The following is a 20,034-nucleotide window of genomic DNA, read 5'->3' as shown; positions in this document are numbered from 1 at the left end:
ATGGCGTTGGCGAAAACGAAAAATGAAAGCGGAATCAACTGCGTGACTGCGCGCGCAACGAATCGATCGTCGCGCGTGGGCTGATGATGTTCGGATCGGTCTGCACTTCGATGACGGTGGCAACGCTTGCCGTCAACGCGGCCTCCACCGCCGACTGGAAGCCTTCGAGCGAGCGCACCGTGTGCCCTTCAGCGCCGTAGGCTCTCGCTAGCGCGGCGAAGTCCGGGTTGCGCAGCTCCGTACCGCTGACGTGCTCGGGATACTCGCGCTCCTGGTGCATGCGGATGGTGCCGTACATGCCGTTGTTGACCACGATAAAGATCACCGGCGCGTTGTACTGCATGGCGGTCGCCAGCTCCTGGCCGTTCATCAGGAAGCAGCCGTCGCCAGCCATGCAGATGACGGGCGTGTCGGGGCAGACGATCTTGGCCGCCACCGCAGCCGGCGCGCCGTAACCCATCGCCCCGCTGGTTGGCGCAAGCTGCGTACGCGAGCCGGCCGCCAGCGGGCCATATTGGTAGAAGCGATGCAGCCACGTGGCGTAGTTGCCTGCGCCGTTGGTCAGGATGCTGTTCTGCGGCAGGCGCTCGCGCAGCCACTGCATGGCGCGGGCCATGTCGATGCCCTTGCCACCGAACGGCGGCGGCGCGATGTTGGCGCGGTAGTCGGCGTTGGCGGCTTCTGTCCAGGCGGACCAACGCGGCGGCGCATCCGGCGACACGCCATCCAGCGCCTCGGCAATCGCCGGCATCGAGGCGTGGATCATCAGATCGGCCTGGTAGATACGCCCCAACTCTTCCGCGCCGGCATGCACGTGGACGAGCGTCTGCTTCGGGCGGGGCACATCGAAGAGCGTGTAGCCCGAGGTCGTCATCTCGCCCAGGCGTGTGCCGATGGCGAGCACGACGTCGGCGTCTTTCACGCGCGCCGCCAGCTTCGGATTGATGGCGATACCGACATCACCGGCGTAATTCGGGTGGCGGTTGTCGAACAGGTCTTGCCGACGGAACACGCAGCCTGCGGGCAGATTCCAGCGCTCGGCAAAGGCCTGCATGCGGGCGGCGGCTTGCGGCGTCCAGCCGGAACCGCCCAGCAGCAGCATCGGGCGCTCGGCGTCCTGCAGCAGCGTCTTCAGTTGGGCAAGATCACGCGGGCCGGGCCAAGCCATCACGCGAGCTTTCGTTGCAAACTCGGGCGGCACATCCGGCACGGTCGCAACGTCGGTCAGCATGTCTTCGGGCAACGCCAGCACCACGGGGCCGGGACGCCCGGCGGTGGCAGTCTGGAAGGCGCGTGCGATGTATTCGGGGATGCGTTCGACGCTATCGATCTGCGCGACCCACTTGGCCATCTGGCCGAACATGCGGCGGTAGTCGATTTCCTGAAATGCTTCGCGGTCGACGAAATCGCGGCCGACCTGCCCGATAAACAGGATCAGCGGCGTGGAGTCTTGAAACGCAGTGTGTACGCCAATGCTGGCGTTGGTGGCGCCCGGCCCGCGCGTGCAGAAGACGATGCCGGGGCGCCCGGTGAGCTTGCCGTACGCATCCGCCATGTTGGCCGCGCCGCCCTCTTGCCGGCAGACGATGAAGCGGGCGCGGTCGCGGCGCTGGTAGAAGCCTTCGAGCACCGACAGGTAGCTCTCGCCGGGCACGCCGAAGGCCATGTCGACGCCGTGGGCCAGCAGTGCATCCACAAGGATCTGGCCGCCGTGGCGGGGCTCAACGACAAGGCTGGCAGGGCGTGCGGCTGGTGTCTCCATGGCGGGTGCTCGCGCTCTCGATCCGTTGACGACACAATGGATCATAGCGGAACGCGCCGCCGCGGCGACTACATCTGGCGGAACAAATGTGCGTATTGCCGCGCGACGGGCAGCGTCTCGGTGCGTCCGCGGATTTTCAGCCCCAGACGGCCCAGCGACAGATGCACGGCGCTCGACACATGCGCCACGTTGACCACCGTACCGCGGTGCACCTGCCAGAAGTGCTCGGGGTCGAGCTGGGTCAGCAAGTCGCGCAGGCTGGTGCGAATGAGCGATTCGCCGCTGCCCGCCACCACGTTGACGTACTTGTCGGTCGCTTCCAGATAGATCACGTCATCCACGGGGATAAAGCGCACCTCCTGCCCGACCAGCGCCTTGATGAAGCGCAGATAGCCGCCCTGCGGCGTGGCTCGGGTTTGGGCAGCGCCCTGCAGGCCGGCAAGGCGCTCGACGAGTTCCGCCAGCGTCTGCGCGGGGTTCGTGGCAAGGGCGTCGGCGTTGCCGTTCGGGCGCGTGCCGAGCCGGTCCTTCAGCCGCTTGACGGTCTCGGCCAGGCGCTCGGTCTGCACGGGCTTGAGCACGTAGTCGACCGCGGCCTGCTCGAAGGCATCGAGCGCGAACTGGTCATACGCGGTGACGAACACCACCAGCGGACGCACATCCCGCTGCGATAGCTCGCGCGCCACGTCAATGCCCGACAACCCCGGCATGCGGATATCGAGAAAGACCACATCGGGCGCCTGCCCGTCGGCCGCGTCGTCAATCACGTCGAGAGCGGATTGACCGTCGTGCACGGCCGGCAGCAACGTGGCCTCGGGCCATAGCGCCGCCAGTTCAGCGACGAGGTTTTCAGCCAGTGCGGGTTCGTCGTCGGCGATGAGCACGCGGGGGGAAGCAGGCATCGGTCAGGCTCCGGCGGACGCGCGCGAAGAAAGCGCGCCGGTGGCGTTGGCGGTTGAGCGGGAGAAGCGGCAACGCCATTCCGGCGCGTCGGGCTGGGACGGCGCGCGTGCGGTTTCGTGCGCCAACGGCAGCTCGACAATGATCGTCACGCCGTGCGGAACGGTCTCCGTGATCGTCAGGCGTGCATCGCCATCAAACAAGCGCGACAGGCGTTCACGCACGTGGGTGAGGCCCAGCCCCGATCCCTTGGTGCCATCGTTGCCGAAGCCGATACCCGTATCGCGCACTTCCAGCACGAGCCGCTCGCCCTCGCTGCCGGCCGCCAGGCGCGCAGACAAGGCGATCTCGCCGCCCTCGCGTGCGGGCTCGATACCGTGCACCACGGCGTTTTCCACCAGCGGCTGAATCAGCATCGGCGGGATGACGATGTTGGCGATGGCATCGTCCAGCGCCAATGAAAAACGCAGGCGATTGCCGAAGCGTAGCGCCTGGATGTCGAGATACGCGCGCAGCAGCGCAAATTCCTGCGCTAGCGTGCACTGCTCGGCACGTGCGTGCGAGAGCGAGCTGCGCAGAAAGCCGATCAAATGCTGCAGCAGACGCCGCGCGCCGGCCGGGTCGCGCGCAATCAGCACATCGACGTGCGCAAGCGAGTTGAACAGGAAGTGCGGTTCGATCTGCGCCTGCAGCGCCATCAGTTGCGCACGCACCATCTGCTTCTCGGCTTCTTCCCGCTCCAGCGCATCGAGCGCAGCCTGGCGCTGCAATGCGGCCAGCTTGCCGCGCGACCAGTAGTAATACGTTGCCCCGAGCGCGGCAAGCATGGCGATGATGAAGCTCATGCGCAGGCTGTCGGCGCGCCAGGGTTCCGCGTTGGGGTTGTTCAGGCACAGGATCGTCCGCGCGATCCACTGCCCCAGCGGCACGCCGATCAGCACTGCGCCCACGACGATCCACGGAAACATCTTCTTGTTGGGCGGGCCGTCTCCCCACAGCACGTGGCGCGGGATGCCGATCAGCGAGAACATCGACAGCCCGATTGCCTGGCTGAAGATGAAGTCTTTCCAGAACGTCTCTTCCGGCCGGATGCCGAACGCAAGCACCGCCGCAATCAGCGTATTGATGACGATGATGACGGCGTAGCGGATCACCCAGCGCCGGACCAGGCGCAGGCAATCGGCAAGCGAAGGGAACGACACATTGGCGAACATGCGGGCGATCTTACCGGACGGTCCTCCGGCGTTGAAGCGTGGGGTTTCCCGCATCACCGGCGGCCGGCCTGCTCGCGCAAACGGGCGAGTTCCTGGTCGACCATACGCTGGTAACCGTTGCCCTGGCTCCAGGCCAGGCTCAGGCCGTGTGCGGCCAGGCCCAGGCCCCAGCCCAGCAGCGGCCACACAAACCAGAATTGCCCGCGTGACAGCGCAATCACCGCCAGCCCGGCGTTCACGGCCAGAAACGCCAGCAGATGAATGCGGAACCCCAGGCGCGCGCCGGCGCGGTGGCGTGCGCGGCGCAGCAGAGCGTCGTCAGACTCGACGGATGGGGAAGTTTGCGTATAGGGCACGGCGGACATGGCGGTCTCTTGTGGAACCGAGGATGTCCGCAGTATAGGAACGGCGCCTGGGCAGGCGCCATCCGGATGCGACGAATGGTGCGATTGGACGGATGAACGGCGCGCAGCCGGCCCCGAGGGCGGGAGGATTACGCCGCCAGCACCTCTCGCACCGACTGCGACACCACCGTCGAAGCCACGGCCTCCGCTACCGTTTCGCGCGACAGATGCGGCGCAAACATCCCGATGAAGTCATGCGCATAGCCACGCAGGTACGCGCCACGGCGCACCGCCACACGCGTGGTATTCGGCTCGAACAGATGGTCCGCGCCGATGCAGACAAGGTTGTCGTCCTTGCGTCCGTCATACGCCATCGACGCGATGATGCCCACGCCCACGTCCAGCGCCACGTAGGTCTTGATCACGTCGGCGTCCATGGCGGTCAGCACGATCTCGGGATGCAGGCCCGCGCTGGCAAATGCCGCGTCGATGTTGCGTCGGCCCGTGAAGCCCGCGTCGTACGTGATGAGCGGATACTGCGCCACGTCTTCCAACGTCGGGAGCGGATTCTTCGTCAGCGGATGATCCGGGCTGACCACCAGCACGTGACGCCAGCGGTATGCCTCGAACGACGTCAGCCCCGGCTCGTTGGCCACGGCCTCGGTGGCGATGCCGATATCGGCCTGCCCGGTCAGCAACAGCTCGACGATGTGCGAAGGCGACGCCTCCTGCAGCGCCAGCGTGACGTGCGGGTATTCCTTGCGGAACGACTGCACCACCTTCGGCAGCGCATAGCGTGCCTGCGTGTGCGTCGTCGCCACGGTCAGGCGGCCGGATTGCCGGCCGGAGAATTCCTCGCCGGCCTGGCGCAGGTTTTCGGCCTCGAGCAGCAGGCGCTCGACAATGCGGACGATCTCGCGGCCCGGTTCGGTCAGGCCCGTCAAACGCTTGCCGTACCGCTCGAAAATCTCCACGCCAAGTTCATCCTCCAGCTCGCGAATCTGCCGCGACACGCCGGGCTGCGACGTGTACAGCGCGTTGGCAACTTCAGTCAGGTTGAACTGGCGGCGCACCGCCTCGCGGATGGAACGCAGTTGCTGGAAATTCATGGCTCGTGTCCTCTCGTATTGGTTGTCGTCGGAGCGTCGTGTTACACGGCGGCTTGCGCGACGGGCCGTGCATTGCCTTGCGCGAACACACGGATCGCGCGCGGGCGCACCACCAGCGTTTCGCCTTCACGGAAACCCTCGGCGCGGAAGCGCTCGATGGGCAGGGAGACTTCGATGATGTCGTCGGTGTCTTCGCGCTCCAGCTCAAGCTGTGCGATGGCGCCCAGCGTGAGCGCACGGCGCAGCGTCACGGGAATGCCCTCGGCGCCCGGCGCATAGCGCTCCAGGTCGATCTCGTGCGGGCGCACGAAAGCCACCGCCTGATCGGCGCGGGACGAATCCACCCCGCCTGACGGCACGGCGATGGCCGAATCGCCCACGTGCAGCACGCTGCCGCCCTCGCTTTCCTCCAGGCGCCCGTGGAACAGGTTCACGTTACCGAGGAAGCCATAGACAAACGGCGTGGCTGGCGTGTTGTAGACCGCGGCGGGGCTGCCGACCTGCTCCACCTGGCCGCGGTTCATCAGCACCACGTTGTCGGCCACTTCCAGCGCTTCCTCCTGGTCGTGCGTGACGAACAGGCTCGTGACATGCAGATCGTCGTGCAGGCGGCGCAGCCAGCGGCGCAGCTCCTTGCGCACCTTGGCATCGAGCGCGCCGAAGGGTTCGTCGAGCAGCAGCACGCGCGGCTCCACCGCCAGCGCACGCGCCAGGGCAATCCGCTGACGCTGCCCGCCAGACAGCTGCGGCGGGTAACGATCGGCCAGCCAATCCAGCTGCACGAGTTCCAGCAGCTCCTTCACCTTGGCGCGGATCTGCGCTTCGCTCGGCCGCTGCGCACGCGGTTTCACACGCAGGCCGAACGCCACGTTCTCGAACACCGTCATGTGCTTGAACAGCGCGTAGTGCTGAAACACGAAGCCGACCTGGCGCTCGCGCACATGCTGGTCCGATGCGTCTTCACCATTCAGATGAATGCTGCCCGAATCGGCATGCTCCAGGCCCGCGATGATGCGCAGCAGCGTGGTCTTGCCGCAGCCCGACGGGCCCAGCAGCGCAGTCAGTTCGCCCTGCTTGAAGTCGAGCGAAACATCGTTGAGGGCAACGAAGTTGCCGAAGCGCTTGGTGATGTGTTGAACCTGGATGCTCATGCTGCGCTCCCTTCGAGCGGAGATTGCACGGAGATGTGCGAATTCGGATTCGACGATGACGAGGACGCTGCGACGCGTGCACCGGGGCCTTCGCCCACGCCGGCATCTGCATCAGCCAGCTCGCGGCGGCTGCGCCATTCGACCAGCGTCTTCAGCGCCAGCGTCACGAGCGCCAGCAACGTCAGCAACGACGCCACGGCAAACGCGGCCGCGAAGTTGTATTCGTTGTAGAGAATTTCCACGTGCAGCGGCATCGTGTTGGTCAGCCCGCGAATGTGGCCCGACACCACCGACACCGCGCCAAACTCGCCCATCGCCCGCGCGTTGCAGAGGATCACGCCGTACAGCAAGCCCCACTTGATGTTCGGCAGCGTCACGCGAAAGAACGTCTGCCAGCCCGAAGCGCCGAGCACGATTGCCGCCTCTTCCTCTTCGCTGCCCTGCGCCTGCATGAGCGGAATCAGCTCGCGCGCCACAAACGGAAACGTAACGAACACGGTGGCCAACACAATGCCGGGCACGGCAAAGATGACCTTGAAATCGTGGTCCGACAGATACGGCCCGAACCATCCCTGCGCGCCGAACAGCAGCACATAAATCAGGCCGGCAATGACGGGCGATACCGAAAACGGCAAGTCGATCAGCGTGAGCAGCAGGTTCTTGCCGCGAAACTCGAACTTGGCGATCGCCCATGCCGCTGCCACGCCAAATACCACGTTCAGCGGCACGGCAATCGCTGCGGTGGTCAACGTCAGGTAGATGGCCGAAAGCGCATCGGGCTCCACCAGCGCTTCGAGATAGACGTCGACGCCCTTCTTGAACGCCTCGACAAACACGCTCGCCAGCGGCACGAACAAAAACAATGCCAGGAACACGAACGAAACGAGAATCAGCGTGACCCGCACCCAGGCGGATTCAGCCGTCGCGCCACGGCGGCCCACAGCGGGCGCCTGACCAAGTTGACGGGAAACGGTACCGGCCATGTCAGGCTCCAGCTGCCGCGTGGGCGGTGGAAGGTTCGGGGGCACGCTCGATGGCGTCATTGCGATTGCCGCGGCGGCGCGTCCACGCTTGCAGCAGATTGATCACCAGCAGCAGCGTGAACGAGATACCGAGCATGACGACGGCAATGGCCGTGGCGCCCGCGTAATCGAATTGCTCCAGCTTGGAATAGATCATCAGCGGCGTGATCTCGGAAACCATCGGCATGTTGCCGGCGATGAAGATGACCGAGCCGTACTCGCCCGTGGCACGCGCAAAGGCCAACGCGAAACCGGTCAGCAATGCGGGCAGCAAGGTCGGCAGAATCACGCGAGTGAAGGTCTGCCAGCGCGTGGCGCCCAGGCTGGCTGCCGCCTCTTCCAGTTCGGCCTCCAGATCTTCCAGCACCGGCTGCACCGTGCGCACGACAAACGGCAGGCCGATGAACGTCAGCGCCACCACGATGCCCAGCGGTGTGAACGCGACCTTCAGCCCCAGCGGTTCCAGCCGCGAGCCGATCCAGCCATTCGGCGCGTACAACGCGGTGAGCGCAATGCCGGCCACCGCAGTCGGCAGCGCAAACGGCAGGTCGACCAGCGCATCGATCAACCGCTTGCCCGGAAAGCGATAGCGCACCAGCACCCACGCCACGATCAGCCCGAACACGAGGTTGATCACCGCGGCGATCAGCGAAGCCCCGAACGTCAGCTTGTACGACGCCACCACGCGCGGCGCGGTGACGGTCGTCCAGAACGCATCCCACGTCATGGTGAACGTCTTGAGGACCGTTGCCGACAGCGGGATCAGGACGATCAGCGCGAGGTACAGCAGCGAAAACCCCAGCGCGAGCCCGAAGCCGGGCAGCACATTGGCGGGCTTACGCCGCTTGGAGGAAAAAAACGCGGAAGACAGGCTCATCAGCGCACCGATAAAAATGGCCGCAGCGCACAACACTGCGGCCGATCTGCAGATGAACCGATTGTGGCGGACTGTTCTTATGACGAAAACGAATATTTGCGCATGTGCATCATCGTTTTAGATATAAGGGGTGCTCGGTAAGACATCCCATTGCGCTTGCCAGTCGGCGCCGTCGCGGGTGGTGTCCTGTGCACTTGCTCTGCCGATCAGGCGATCGAGCACTGCCAAGCCGTCGTTCCATTCACCGAGATTGGAATCTGCGTTGATATGGCCGGCCTCGCCAGCGTCAATGAACTCGGTGCCCCACCGCGCGGCCCAGTCGATGGCGCTGCCTTGCTGCATCCAGGGGTCGTTTCGACTGGCGATAAGGGTGGCCGGGAACGGCAGCGTGCGGCCCGGGAGCAGATCCCGCACACCAAATTTGTCCGGATCGGCCGGCGCGACGAGCAGCACCGCTGCCACGGCTTCCTTGGTCTGCACCGCCCAATGCAACGATGCCAGGCAGCCAAAGCTGTGCGCGACCAGAATCACAGGGCGCTTGATGCGCGTGGGCGGACGCTCAGCAAGCGCCGCTCGCACCGCATCGCCTACACGGGCGGACCAGCGCGGCAAGTCGGGCGTTGACCAATCGGTCTGCTCCACCCGGCGCCAAGCCGGGAAGCGCTGCTCCCACCGTGTCTGCCAGTGACCCGGGCCACTGCCATGCAAACCCGGAACGGTCAGGATGACGGCGTCTGCCGGCCATTGCCAGACGGGTGCGTCCGATGTGGTTGCGGGTGCGCTGCGTGCCATGAGGTCGTGCTCACTGCGTCAGAGAAAGGCCGGTGGCGCTTTGCTGCTGTTGCACCAGCGGGGCCTGCGCCATCGGCACCACCTGTGGCGTGGGCGCAGGTTCCGGCTCCGATTCCGCGCCGGGCAGGATGCTGCCCTGCACATACGTGATACCCGCTGCGCGTGCCAGTTCCAGGTCGCTTGAGCGCTCGCAACGCCGCAAGGCCAGCGTCACGCCCAGCTCACGTGCGGAATCGGCCAGCGACACCACGTTTCGTGTACGCCAGTCGCGCCGTGCATCGAGCTTCAGATAGGCGGGCCGGGCATGCACGAGCAGCGCGCCAGCTTCCGCCGGGTCCGATGCCTGCACCGCCACGGCAAAACCGTTGCGCCGGTAGTTGTCGACCACAAAGAGCAGCAGCCCCAGATCGTCATTGGCCGTGGACGGCACCTGGATGACGAATTGCTCCGGGTGCAGCCCCAGCGCCGTCACCGCACGGTGGAATGCCTTGCCGTGGTCGGCCGCCACCGCTGCCAGCAACCGGCCATGCACATTGACGACCAGTCGCCCCGCATCGGTGCGCGAGAAATAGTTGAGCGTATGCACCAGCCGGCACAGGCGGTCCAGTTCGACCAGCGTGCTGTCATCCGACGCCAGCGAAAACACCTTCCACGGGTTCAGGCCCAGATCGCCGTCGCGCGTCCAGGTGCGCATCAGGGCTTCGTGGCCCGCAGGGGTCAAGGCGCCATCGGCGGCAAGCTGCCAGACCGGTTCGAACAGGCTGGTGAGCGCGCAGTGGAAGAACTGACCCTGCACGCGGCCCGTGGCATCACGCCACAAGTGGCGATCTGGCGCGGGCGCGCTCGGCAGCGTACCGAGAAATTGTGCGAGTGCTGTGGTGTGCATCAGGCTCATGGGTGAGGCTCCTTGTCGGGTCGCCGTCTCCTCCCCGTCCTTACAGTTTGGCGATCGAGACTTCAGTCGCCTTCACCAGCGCCACCACTTCGCTGCCGATCTTCAGGCCGAGGCTGTCGACCGAGCGCGTGGTGATGACCGAGGTGACGATGCCGGCCGGGGTCTCCACGTCGATCTCCGAGAGCACGTCGCCCCGGATGATCTCTTTGATCTGCCCGCGAAACTGGTTGCGTACGTTAATCGCTTGGATGCTCATGATGATCCTTCTTAGATGACAACGGCACTACGTGCCAATGAATGTTTTCAGGAGAAAGGTTTGCAGCGCCTTACACGGCCCAGCGCACGGATGTGGCGGACACGTCAAAGGGTGATGCCCACGCCGTGTGCGAACGCACATCGGTCAGTTCGTCCGGATCGCTCTTGCGTTGCATCACGCGGTTGAGGATCGCTTCTTCCAGCCGGGCAAACGCGGGCGAACCCCGATGGCGCGGACGCGGCAGATCGACGCGCTCATCCAGCGCAATGCGGCCGTCTTCGATCAGCACCACACGGTCGGCCAGCGCCACCGCTTCGGCCACATCGTGCGTGACGAGCACGGCGGTAAAGCCCAGGCGTTGCCACAGGCCTTCGATGAGGTTCTGCATGTCGATGCGGGTCAGCGCATCGAGCGCGCCCAGCGGCTCGTCCAGCAGCAGCAGGCGCGGCCGATGCACCAGCGCACGCGCCAATGCCACGCGCTGGCGCTGTCCGCCTGACAGGCGTGCCGGCCATTCCCCTGCCCGCTCGGCCAGTCCGACTTGCGCAAGCACTTCAGCGGCTTGCGCACGCTGTGTTTTCGGCAAGCCCAGCGCGACGTTGTCGAGCACTTTCTTCCACGGCAACAGACGGGCGTCCTGGAACATCACGCGGGCATCGTCGTGCAGGCCGTCTTCGGCTTCACCGTCGCGACGCAGGTGGCCGTCGTCAATGCCTTCCAGCCCGGCAATCAACCGCAGCAGCGTGCTCTTGCCGCAGCCGCTGCGCCCGACGATGACGACAAACTCGCCCGGGGTGATGTCCAGATCGATGCCGTGCAGCACTTCACGGTCGCCATAGCGTTTGACGACGTGCTCGATGTGCAAGGCGGTACCGGCCAGCGCGGCGTGTTCAGTGGCGTTGCTTTGCATACGTCTCTCCAATTCAGCCTCAGGCGGCCGCTTGATATCCGGGGTGCCAGCGCAGCCAGTAACGTTCCAGCCCGCGCGACAACCAATCCGCCAGCTTGCCGAGCAGCGCATACAGCAGGATGCCCAGCAGCACCACATCGGTCTGCAGGAACTCGCGCGCATTCATCGTCATGTAGCCGATGCCGGCCTGCGCAGACACCGTTTCCGCCACGATCAGCGTCACCCACATCAGGCCGAGCGAGAAACGCACGCCCACCAGGATCTGCGGCAGCGCACCGGGCAGGATCACCTCGCGATACAGCTGCGCACGCGACAGGCCGTAGCTGCGGGCCATCTCCACCAGGGCCGGATCGACAGAGCGGATGCCGTGATACGTGTTCAGATAAATCGGGAAGAACACGCCCAGCGATACCAGGAACAGCTTGGCCGATTCATCGATGCCGAACCACAGGATCACCAGCGGAATCAACGCCAGCACCGGGATGTTGCGCACCATCTGCAGCGTGGTGTCGAGCAGCGTCTCGGCGGTGCGGAAGGTGCCGGTCAGCAGCCCCAGCGCCAGACCCAGCGAGCCGCCGATCACAAAGCCCAGCAGCGCGCGCCATGTGCTCACGGCCACGTGCGTCCACAGCTCGCCAGAGCGCGCCAGCGCAACGGCGGATTTCGCCACGTCCAGCGGTGCCGGCAGGATGCGGTTCGACAGCCAGCCCCATTGGGCAGAGGCCTGCCACAGCACCAGCAGCACAAGCGGCACGATCCACGGCGCCAATCGTTGCCGGGCGGTACGCAGGAAGGTGTTTGCCTTCGGTTTCGGTTTGGATTGCGATGCCATTGCCCTGCTCCTTTCGGCTCAGCTTGCCGCCACGCGCGGCACGATACCGGTGGCGATCACTTCGCCAAACGGGCCGTTCAGCACGTTGCCCGGCAGCTTGTCGCGCACCGAGCGCGGCAGCAGCGGGAACACCAGTTCGGCAAAGCGATAGGCCTCTTCCAGATGCGGATAGCCGGACAGCACGAACGTATCGATCCCCAGGTCGGCATATTCCTTCATGCGCGCGGCCACGGTTTGCGGGTCGCCCACGAGCGCCGTGCCGGCACCGCCGCGCACCAGGCCCACACCTGCCCACAGGTTCGGGCTGATCTCCAGATCGGCACGCGTGCGTTTGACGCCGTTGGCGTGCAGCGCGGCCATGCGTTGCTGGCCGGCCGAATCCATCTTGCGGAAAGCCTCTTGCGCGCGCGCAACGGTGTCGTCGTCCAGCTTGCTGATGAGCTTGTCTGCGGCAGCCCAGGCTTCGTCTTCCGTCTCGCGCACGATCACGTGCAGGCGGATACCGAAGCGCACGGTACGGCCATGCTTGGCAGCGCGCGCCCGCACGTCGGCCAGCTTCTCGGCCACCGCAGCGGGCGGCTCGCCCCAGGTGAGATAGGTGTCGACCTGTTCGGCCGCGAGTTCGTGCGCCGCTTCCGACGAGCCACCGAAATACACCGGCGGATGCGGCCGCTGCACGGGCGGATACAGCACCTTCGCGCCCTTCACGCTGAGGTGCTTGCCGGTGTAATCCAGCGCGGCGCCTTCGTGGCTTGCCGCCAGCGTTTCGCGCCAGATGCGGATGAACTCTTCCGAGGCTTCGTAGCGTTGTGCGTGGTCCAGGAACAGGCCATCGCCGGCCAGCTCCGCCGGGTCACCACCCGTGACGAGGTTCACGAGCAAGCGGCCATTCGACAGACGGTCGTACGTGGCGGCCATGCGCGCGGCCAGCGTCGGCGCCATCAGCCCGGGGCGCACCGCCACCAGGAAACGCAGGCGCTTCGTGACTGGAATCAGGCTCGCGGCCACGATCCACGGGTCTTCGCACGAGCGGCCAGTGGGAATCAGCACGCCCTCGTAGCCGAGCGTATCGGCGGCCACGGCCACCTGCTGCAGATAGGTTTGATCGACCTGGCGAGCGCCCTCGGCAGTGCCGAGATAACGGCTGTCGCCGTGCGTCGGGATGAACCAGAAAACTTGCATGACAGCTCCTTGGACTGTGTTGTTCTCAGATCAACGCAACAACTCAAGCGCGGGCGATGGCCAGTTGCGCGGGGGTCGGGTGCCAGACCAGTTCGATCGGCTTGACCGGGCGCGGAATGAGCCCCAACCCGTGAAATGCATCGGCCACGCGCTGCTGCTCGGCAACCGCTTCCGGCGTGACCGGCCGCACGGGCGAAGGCGGCCGGCGCGACAGGAACAGATGCACCGTCGCCAGCGACAGCCCGGAGAAGTCCGCAATGCGCTGCGCGGCTTCCTTTCGGTTCTCCTGCACGAGGCGGTCGGCGCGCGAGAGCTCCGCAAAGATTGCGGCGATGGTGTCGCCGTGCTTTTCCGTAAAGGCCGTCGGCGCGAAATAGAACGAGTTGTTGGACGACAGCGTGCGCCCGGTGGCCAGCACGCGCGGCTTGATCGCCAGTTCGGTGGCGGCGTAGTACGGATCCCAGATGCCCCAGGCGTCGACGCTGCCGCGCTCGAAGGCGGCGCGCGCATCGGCTGGCGTGAGGTACACGGGCTGGATGTCGGCAAATGTCAGGCCGCCCTTCTGCAGACCCCGCACGATCAGGAAATGCGCGCTCGAACCCTTCTGCAGCGCCACGCGCTTGCCCTTCAGGTCTGCCAGCGTCTTGAGGGTCGAATCCTGCTGCACGAGGATGGCGGAGCTGTCCGGCTTGGGCGGCTCCACGCCCACGTAGCGCAGGTCCTTGCCGGCAGCCTGCGCGAACACCGGCGGCGTATCGCCCGTGATGGCGAGGTCGAGACTGCCCGCAGACAACGCTTCGAGCTGCTGTGGCCCGGCCGGAAACTCCAGCCAGCTGATCTTGGTACCCGGAAAGCGCTGCTCCAGCGCCCGGTTCTCTTTGACGATGACGAGGTTGACCGCGCTCTTCTGGAAACCGATGCGCAGTTGCGCCGGCGGCGTCACCTTGGGCAGGCCGCCAGCCGCGGGGCTGGCGGTAGCGGCATTGGCGGCATGCGCAACCGGCCCAAGCGTGGCCAGCGATGCGCCGGCAACGGTAGCGCTGAGCAGGCGGCGGCGTTGGAAATCGATGGTCATGGCGATCAGCGCGCGGCTTGCTGCGTCGTCGGCTGCCACGCAGACTCGGCCACCTTGACGGGGCGCGGGATCAGCTTGAGCGCGTGGAACGTATCGGCAATGCGCTGCTGGTCAGCCAGGGCCTCGGGCCCGACGGGCTGGATGCCATAGGCAATGCGCGACACCGAACGCGCCACCACGGCCGGCTCCAGGCCGAGCTGCGGGCCAAGAATGTTCGTCACGTCCTTCGGGTTGGCAGCGGCCCAGGTGTCGGTCTTCTTCAGCTCATCGAGCACGATGTTCAGCACATCGGGCCGCGCGCCCGCATAGCCCTTCGACGCCAGGAAGTACTGCGAGTTGTTGACCACGCCCGTGCCGTCGGCCAGCACGCGCGCGCCCAGTTGTTGTTCGGCCGCGGCAAAGAACGGATCCCAGATCACCCAGGCGTCGATGGCGCCGCGCTCGAAGGCGGCACGCGCATCGGCGGGGGTCAGGTATACGGGCTGGATATCGCTGTAGGGCACATTGGCCTTTTCCAGCAGCTTCACCAGCAGGTAATGCACGTTCGAGCCCTTGTTGAAGGCGACGCGCTTGCCCTTGAGATCGGCCACGCTCTTGAGCGGCGAAGTCTTCGGCACGATGATCGCCTCGCCGGCCGGCGCGGGCGGCTGGTTGCCGACATAGACGAGGTGCGCCCCGGCAGCCAGCGCGAAGATCGTCGGTGCTTCACCCGTGGTGCCGAAATCGATGGCGCCCACGTTCAGGCCTTCCAGCAACTGCGGGCCAGCCGGAAACTCGGTCCACTTCACTTCGATGCCCTGGGCGGCCAGGCGCTTTTCCAACGTGCCGCGTGCCTTGAGCACCGTCAGCGTGCCGTATTTCTGATAGCCGATGCGCAGTTGTTTGGCCGCGGTCGGGGGCGGCGCATCGCTGTTGGCAAATGCGGCGGGCGCGCCAAGCGTTGCAAGCAGCGTGGCGGCAATGGTCAAAGTCCTGCGCAGGGGCGAGTGGGTTTTCATGGCAAGTCCGGTCGATGCGGGGTGTATGGGCGACAAGATCCGCGCGCAGCGGCTGCGCGGCGTGACAACAACGGAAAAAAGCAGTGAGCGTGGTGTATGGCGGCGCGTTCAGCGCGTCACGCCAGACATCGCATTCGGTCGGCGTCAGCCTGTGCGTTGGGCTGCGCATCGGGCTGCATATGGGCGAGCGTTGCGGCACGCACCGCGCTGCGGCTTGAAACAATGACCTGTGCCACGGCCGGATGCCGTGCCAGCGCCAGTGCCTGATGCACGCGCTCCACGCCGTCATCCAGGCGCTGCTGCAGCGATGGGTCGACGGTCACGCCGTCATCGGTCACAACGATCTGCGAGTCGACGGCAAAGATGCCGGGCAGGATCGAGCGCGCCGCCAGCGCCGTCAGTACGGGGCGCAGCGCGTAGTCGATTGCCAGCGTGTGGGCGAGGCTGCCGCCGGTGGCTATCGGCAGCACGACCTTGTCGCGCAGCCCGCTCTGCGGCAGCAGATCGAGAAACGTCTTGAGCAGCCCGCTGTAGGCCGCCTTGTAGACCGGCGTGGCGAGGATCACCACGCCCGCCGCTTCCACCCGCGCCACCGCATCGGCGATGGCGGGGTCGGACACCTGCGCGCCGAGCAGCGCGTCGGCTGGAAGGCTGCGCAGGTCCAGGTGGTCCGCCTGCTCGCCGGCGCGTTCGAGCTGCGCACGCACGTGGCCCAGCAGGCGCGCAGATCGCGATTGCGCCGAAGGGCTGCCGGAAATCGTCAGGATTTGCATGATGCGGATCACCCGATGTCGTTACGTCGTGTGGGGCTTACTTGCCCGGTTGATAGAGCTGGTCAAACTGCCCGCCGTCGGCAAAGTGCGTCTTCTGCGCCTTCTGCCAGCCGCCGAACGTGTCGTCGATGGTCACGAGCTTCACCTTCGGGAATTCGCTCTCGTGCTTCTTGGCCACGGCCGGGTCGGTCGGGCGATAGAAGTTCTTCGCACCGATCTCCTGGCCTTGCGGCGTGTACAGGAACTTGAGATACGCCTCCGCGGCCTTGCGCGTGCCCTTCTTGTCGGCCACCTTGTCCACCACCGCCACCGGCGGCTCGGCCAGGATGGAAATCGACGGCACCACCACGTCAAACTTGTCCTTGCCTTCCACGCGCGCCGCCAGCAGCGCCTCGTCTTCCCACGCGATCAGCACATCGCCGATACCACGCTCGGTAAAGGTGGTGGTCGCACCGCGCGCGCCCGAATCGAGCACCGGCACGTTCTTGTAGAGCTTCTGGACAAAGTCCTTGGCGGTGGCGTCCGAACCGCCCGGCTGCTTCAGCGCATAGGCCCAGGCGGCCAGGTAATTCCAGCGTGCCCCGCCGGAGGTCTTCGGGTTGGGCGTGATGACGGCGATGCCCGGCTTGATCAGGTCATTCCAGTCCTTGATGCCCTTCGGGTTGCCCTTGCGCACCAGGAACACGATGGTCGACGTGTACGGCGAGGCGTTGTGCGGCAGGCGCTTCTGCCAGTCCTTGCCGGTCAGGCCCTTCTCGGCGATCGCGTCGATGTCATAGCCCAGCGCCAGCGTCACCACATCGGCATCCAGCCCGTCGATCACGGAGCGGGCCTGCTTGCCCGAACCGCCATGCGAAGCGCGAAGGGTGATGTCCTCACCCGTTTCGGCCTTCCACTTCTTGGCGAATTCGGTGTTGATTTCCTTGTACAGCTCGCGCGTCGGGTCGTACGACACATTCAGCAGTGTCGTCGCCGCATGCGCACCCACGGTTCCCCCCGCCACGATGGCAGCCGCTGTAGCACGTACAAGCGTGTTGAAAACAAACTTGCGAATCATCTTGCAGGCTCCGTTTCTGATCTCTGATGGATTTGGAATAGGAGCAAGACTACCGAGCAGGTCTTGTACGGGGAACGAATGGTTTCAGGGAATGTTCATCGTTTTTTGCATATAGGTCGGTGAGGCTCGTGGCTGAAGGAAAACTATGATGGTCCATCCCTTGTCTCGTACCCTCCGGGCCCGGCAGGGGGTGAAACAAGGGAGGCACCACCAACAAAGAACAAAAAAAACCGCTCTGGCGAACCCAGAGCGGTTTTTCGAAGCGCTAACGTAGCGTCAGTGCACAACCCTCTCAAACGAAAACTGCCCATCCCGATAATCCACCGGCACCACATCCTTGGGCGCGAACCTGCCCTCCAGGATCATCCGTGCCACCGGATTCTCGATCTGCTGCTGGATGGCCCGCTTCAAAGGCCGTGCCCCAAACACCGGGTCGTAACCGGCAGAGGCCAGCTTGGCCACCGCCTCGTCGCTGATCTCCAGCGCGAGGTCCATCTGCGCCAGGCGTGCAGACAGACGCTTGAGCTGGATCCGCGCGATCGATTCGATGTTGCGTTGGTCCAGCGCGTGGAACACCACCACCTCGTCGATCCGGTTCAGGAACTCGGGGCGGAAATGCGTCTTCACTTCCTGCCACACGGCACCCTTGATCACGTCCGCCGGTTCGGTCGCCATCTGCTGGATGAGCTGCGAGCCGAGGTTCGACGTCATCACGATCACCGTGTTCTTGAAGTCGACCGTGCGGCCCTGGCCGTCGGTCAGGCGACCATCGTCCAGCACTTGCAGCAGCACGTTGAAGACGTCCGGGTGCGCCTTCTCCACTTCATCGAGCAGCACCACGCTGTACGGCTTGCGACGCACGGCTTCGGTCAGGTAACCACCTTCCTCGTAGCCGACATAGCCCGGCGGCGCGCCAATCAGGCGGCTCACGGAATGCTTCTCCATGAACTCGCTCATGTCGATGCGGATGAGGTGCTCTTCCGAATCAAACAGGAAGCCGGCCAGCGCCTTGCACAGCTCGGTCTTGCCGACGCCCGTCGGACCCAGGAACAGGAACGAGCCATAGGGCTTGTTCTCGTCCGCAATGCCGGCGCGTGAGCGGCGGATGGCATCCGACACCAGACGCACGGCTTCGTCCTGGCCGACCACGCGCTCGTGCAGGCGGTCTTCCATCTTCAGCAGCTTCTCGCGCTCGCCGGTCATCATCTTCGCCACGGGGATGCCCGTGGCGCGGCTGACGACTTCGGCAATCTCTTCCGCGCCCACCTGCGTGCGCAGCAGCTTGTTCGGCTGCTTCTGGCCGGCAGACTCGGCAGCGGTGGCGGCCTTCAGCTTGCCTTCCAGCTCGGGCAGCTTGCCGTATTGCAGTTCGGCCACTTTCTCGAGCTTGCCTTCGCGCTGCAGCTTGGTGATCTCCAGCTTGATCTTGTCGATCTCTTCCTTGAGCGCAGCCGCACCTTGCGCCGCGCCCTTCTCGGCCTTCCAGATTTCATCCAGATCAGCGTATTCCTTCTGCAGACGCTCGATTTCCTGCTCGATCAGCTCCAGGCGCTTCTGCGATGCCTCGTCGGTTTCCTTCTTGACGGCCTCGCGCTCGATCTTGAGCTGGATCAGGCGGCGGTCGAGCTTGTCCATCGCCTCGGGCTTCGAGTCGATTTCCATTTTGATGCGCGCCGCAGCCTCGTCGATCAGGTCGATGGCCTTGTCCGGCAGGAAGCGATCGGTGATGTAGCGGTGGCTGAGTTCAGCCGCGGCCACGATCGCCGGGTCGGTAATCTCCACACCGTGGTGCAGTTCGTACTTCTCCTGCAAGCCACGCAGGATGGCGATGGTTGCCTCCACGGTCGGCTCGCCCACGAGCACCTTCTGGAAGCGGCGCTCCAGCGCGGCGTCCTTCTCGATGTACTTGCGGTATTCATCCAGCGTGGTCGCGCCGATGCAATGCAGCTCGCCGCGCGCAAGCGCCGGCTTGAGCATGTTGCCGGCATCCATCGCGCCTTCGGCCTTGCCCGCGCCCACCATCGTGTGGATTTCGTCGATGAAGAGAATGGTCCGGCCTTCTTCCTTGGCGATGTCGTTGAGCACCGCCTTCAGGCGCTCCTCAAACTCGCCGCGATACTTGGCACCGGCCAGCAGACCCGCCATGTCGAGCACCAGCACACGCTTGTTCTTCAAGCTTTCAGGCACCTCTTCGTTGACGATGCGCTGCGCCAGCCCTTCGACGATGGCCGTCTTGCCGACGCCCGGCTCGCCGATCAGCACCGGGTTGTTCTTGGTGCGGCGTTGCAGGATCTGGATGGCTCGACGGATTTCATCATCGCGGCCAATGACGGGGTCGAGCTTGCCGATCCGGGCCATCTCGGTGAGGTCGATGGTGTACTTCTTGAGCGCTTCACGCTGGCTCTCGGCTTCGGCGCTGCCGACGGTCTGGCCGCCGCGTACAGCGTCGATCGCGGCTTCGAGCGGCTTGCGCGACAGGCCGTGCTCGCGCGCAATGCGGCCAGCCTCGCCCTTGTCGTCGGCCACGGCCAGCAGGAACAGCTCGCTGGCGATGAACTGATCGCCGCGCTTGATGCCCTCTTTCTCGGTCGCCTGCAGCAGGCTGCCGAGGTCTCGCCCCACCTGCACCTGTTCGCCACCCTGCACCTGCGGCAGGTGCTTGATGGCGCGGTCCAGCGCCGTGTCCAGGGCGCCGGTATTGACGCCCGCACGGGCCAGCAGGTTCTTGGTGGCCCCATCCGGCTGGCGCAGCATGGCCAGCAGCAGGTGGACCGGTTCGATGTACGGATTGTCGTTGCCCAGCGCCAGGCTCTGCGCGTCGGCCAGCGCTTCCTGGAAGCGGGTGGTCAATTTGTCCAAACGCATTAAAAACCCCTTGCGGAAAA

Annotated in this window: 19 protein-coding genes; all 19 read right to left on the bottom strand. The window is 65.3% G+C overall.

Annotated features, from left to right (window positions below; translation table 11 throughout):
- Positions 1–34 precede the first annotated feature (34 nt).
- The 19 genes from AAHM38_RS11280 to clpB all read right to left on the bottom strand — a co-directional run bounded on the left by AAHM38_RS11280 (position 35) and on the right by clpB (position 20,014).
- Positions 35–1,762, bottom strand: coding sequence for a thiamine pyrophosphate-binding protein (locus AAHM38_RS11280; protein ID WP_116575795.1), 1,728 nt, complete (start codon positions 1,760–1,762; stop codon positions 35–37).
- 68 nt (positions 1,763–1,830) lie between these two features.
- Positions 1,831–2,664 carry a LytR/AlgR family response regulator transcription factor gene (locus tag AAHM38_RS11275; RefSeq protein ID WP_116575796.1) on the bottom strand — a complete coding sequence of 278 codons (834 nt, stop codon included), beginning with the start codon at positions 2,662–2,664 and terminating at the stop codon, positions 1,831–1,833.
- A 3-nt stretch (positions 2,665–2,667) separates the two neighbouring features.
- Complete coding sequence (locus tag AAHM38_RS11270) at positions 2,668–3,930, bottom strand: sensor histidine kinase (protein ID WP_009238288.1); 1,263 nt, start codon at positions 3,928–3,930, stop codon at positions 2,668–2,670.
- On the bottom strand, positions 3,930–4,241 hold the full coding sequence (locus tag AAHM38_RS11265; RefSeq protein WP_116575797.1) for a 2TM domain-containing protein: 312 nt from the start codon (positions 4,239–4,241) through the stop codon (positions 3,930–3,932). The genes AAHM38_RS11270 and AAHM38_RS11265 overlap by 1 nt, the downstream gene beginning before the upstream one ends.
- Positions 4,242–4,369: 128 nt before the next feature.
- The gene (locus tag AAHM38_RS11260) at positions 4,370–5,329 is read right to left on the bottom strand and encodes a CysB family HTH-type transcriptional regulator (protein ID WP_009238290.1); all 960 of its coding nucleotides are present in this window, start codon (positions 5,327–5,329) and stop codon (positions 4,370–4,372) included.
- 41 nt (positions 5,330–5,370) lie between these two features.
- Complete coding sequence (locus AAHM38_RS11255) at positions 5,371–6,480, bottom strand: sulfate/molybdate ABC transporter ATP-binding protein (protein ID WP_116575798.1); 1,110 nt, start codon at positions 6,478–6,480, stop codon at positions 5,371–5,373.
- On the bottom strand, positions 6,477–7,463 hold the full coding sequence (gene cysW / locus AAHM38_RS11250) for a sulfate ABC transporter permease subunit CysW (RefSeq protein WP_009238292.1): 987 nt from the start codon (positions 7,461–7,463) through the stop codon (positions 6,477–6,479). Before cysW ends, AAHM38_RS11255 begins: the two co-directional genes overlap by 4 nt.
- 1 nt (position 7,464) lies before the next feature.
- The gene (gene cysT, locus AAHM38_RS11245) at positions 7,465–8,379 is read right to left on the bottom strand and encodes a sulfate ABC transporter permease subunit CysT (RefSeq protein ID WP_116575835.1); all 915 of its coding nucleotides are present in this window, start codon (positions 8,377–8,379) and stop codon (positions 7,465–7,467) included.
- A gap of 117 nt (positions 8,380–8,496) precedes the next feature.
- Complete coding sequence (locus AAHM38_RS11240) at positions 8,497–9,171, bottom strand: RBBP9/YdeN family alpha/beta hydrolase (protein ID WP_116575799.1); 675 nt, start codon at positions 9,169–9,171, stop codon at positions 8,497–8,499.
- 10 nt (positions 9,172–9,181) lie between these two features.
- Positions 9,182–10,066 (bottom strand): EAL domain-containing protein, encoded by an 885-nt coding sequence (locus tag AAHM38_RS11235; protein WP_116575800.1) that lies wholly within the window; start codon positions 10,064–10,066, stop codon positions 9,182–9,184.
- A 40-nt stretch (positions 10,067–10,106) separates the two neighbouring features.
- On the bottom strand, positions 10,107–10,322 hold the full coding sequence (locus tag AAHM38_RS11230) for a TOBE domain-containing protein (RefSeq protein ID WP_004626558.1): 216 nt from the start codon (positions 10,320–10,322) through the stop codon (positions 10,107–10,109).
- A gap of 70 nt (positions 10,323–10,392) precedes the next feature.
- Positions 10,393–11,232, bottom strand: a complete 840-nt coding sequence (locus AAHM38_RS11225; RefSeq protein ID WP_009238296.1) for an ATP-binding cassette domain-containing protein — start codon at positions 11,230–11,232, stop codon at positions 10,393–10,395.
- Positions 11,233–11,251: 19 nt separating this feature from the next.
- Complete coding sequence (gene ssuC / locus AAHM38_RS11220) at positions 11,252–12,064, bottom strand: aliphatic sulfonate ABC transporter permease SsuC (protein WP_012435417.1); 813 nt, start codon at positions 12,062–12,064, stop codon at positions 11,252–11,254.
- Between the two features lie 18 nt (positions 12,065–12,082).
- Complete coding sequence (gene ssuD / locus AAHM38_RS11215) at positions 12,083–13,246, bottom strand: FMNH2-dependent alkanesulfonate monooxygenase (RefSeq protein WP_065857808.1); 1,164 nt, start codon at positions 13,244–13,246, stop codon at positions 12,083–12,085.
- A gap of 43 nt (positions 13,247–13,289) precedes the next feature.
- Positions 13,290–14,321: a sulfonate ABC transporter substrate-binding protein gene (locus AAHM38_RS11210; protein WP_116575836.1), complete on the bottom strand. Its 1,032-nt coding sequence runs from the start codon at positions 14,319–14,321 to the stop codon at positions 13,290–13,292.
- A gap of 5 nt (positions 14,322–14,326) precedes the next feature.
- Positions 14,327–15,319, bottom strand: coding sequence for a sulfonate ABC transporter substrate-binding protein (locus tag AAHM38_RS11205; protein ID WP_024972989.1), 993 nt, complete (start codon positions 15,317–15,319; stop codon positions 14,327–14,329).
- Between the two features lie 116 nt (positions 15,320–15,435).
- A complete protein-coding gene (gene ssuE, locus AAHM38_RS11200) occupies positions 15,436–16,092 on the bottom strand; it encodes an NADPH-dependent FMN reductase (protein ID WP_116575837.1) in 657 nt (218 codons plus the stop codon).
- Between the two features lie 37 nt (positions 16,093–16,129).
- Complete coding sequence (locus tag AAHM38_RS11195) at positions 16,130–17,149, bottom strand: sulfate ABC transporter substrate-binding protein (protein ID WP_009238302.1); 1,020 nt, start codon at positions 17,147–17,149, stop codon at positions 16,130–16,132.
- Positions 17,150–17,425: 276 nt separating this feature from the next.
- Positions 17,426–20,014: an ATP-dependent chaperone ClpB gene (gene clpB / locus AAHM38_RS11190; protein ID WP_012761839.1), complete on the bottom strand. Its 2,589-nt coding sequence runs from the start codon at positions 20,012–20,014 to the stop codon at positions 17,426–17,428.
- Between the last annotated feature and the right edge of the window lie 20 nt (positions 20,015–20,034).

Origin of the sequence: Ralstonia sp. OTU4908 (genome assembly GCF_038440115.1) — a bacterium.
GTDB lineage: Bacteria > Pseudomonadota > Gammaproteobacteria > Burkholderiales > Burkholderiaceae > Ralstonia > Ralstonia pickettii.
The sequence above is the reverse complement of the archived record's forward strand: the minus strand, read 5'-3'. Positions and strand labels throughout refer to the sequence as shown.